This is a genomic window from Dietzia sp. Cai40 (genome assembly GCF_014145165.1).
GTDB lineage: Bacteria > Actinomycetota > Actinomycetes > Mycobacteriales > Mycobacteriaceae > Dietzia > Dietzia natronolimnaea.
Window position 1 is genome coordinate 1 of the sequence record NZ_JAALEB010000206.1, and the last position, 1,040, is coordinate 1,040.

Genomic DNA, 1,040 nt, shown 5'->3' on the forward strand with positions numbered 1-1,040 from the left:
TGCGGTTGGTGACGTCGATATGAGCGATCCCCGCCCGGCCCAGGTGCGCGACCGCCAGACCGCCCATCGCGCCCGCCCCGAGCACCACCGCGCGGCGTCCGTCGAGACGGCGCGACGGGGACCCGGTTGTCCCGGGGGCCGCCCCCTCGGCGAGGATCTCCGCGGCCCGGTCGAGCGCCACCGACACCACCGACGACCCCGCCGAGTCGATACCCGTCTCGGTGTGGACGCGTTTGCCCACGTGGAGCGCCTGCTGGGCGAGTCGGTGCAGGGTGGTGCCGGCCGCGCCGATGTCGGACGCGGACTGGTAGGCGGTGCGGATCTGTCCGATGATCTGCTGCTCGCCCACGACCATCGAGTCCAGGCCCGAGGCCACGGAGAACAGGTGCTCGGCGGCCGACTCGGAATAGCGGACGTAGAGGTGGCGGCTGAGTTCGTCGGCCGAGAGACCGGAGTGCCGCGAGAGGAGGCCCACCACGTCGTCGAGCGCCGGGTGGAACGCCTCCACCGCCGCGTAGACCTCGACGCGGTTACAGGTGGTGACGATCATCGCCTCGTCGACGTGGCTGCCGCTGATCAGGTTCTCGGTGAGGGCGTCCCGATCGGCCTCCGCGACGGCCACCGACTCCAACAGGGCGACCGGGGCGCTGTGATGGGACAGACCCACCAGGAGGATGCTCACGGCCGACCCCCGGACGCGAGTGCCGATGGGGCCCATGCCAGAATGGGCACCGATGCGTCAACTCGGGACACCGGGAACGACGGGACGACACTCGACGCACACGCGGAACGGTGGTCCACAGTCGGTCGTCTCCTGTCGGTGTGCACGGCTGCGTACAGGGCGAATCCCAGTGGATTCCCCTGCCGGGACGGCCGTGGCCTGAGCCTGCGATCGACCCGCAACGAACTCCACCGTAACCCGCTTGGCACCCCGGGACAAAACCGTCGCCGGGGCGGATGCTATGCCCGGGGGACGCCGTGCGGCCGCCATGAGCAGCGCCGACCCTCGGCGGCCCGGGCCCGGGCCCGGGTCGCGGCGC

The 1,040-nt window shown here is 71.8% G+C and carries 1 protein-coding gene; it reads right to left on the reverse strand.

What is annotated here, in order from left to right; all coding sequences use genetic code 11:
* Nucleotides 1–682: glutamyl-tRNA reductase (gene hemA / locus G6022_RS08800; protein ID WP_182691384.1), on the reverse strand; the 682-nt coding region annotated here is incomplete at its 3' end.
* Nucleotides 683–1,040 lie beyond the last annotated feature (358 nt).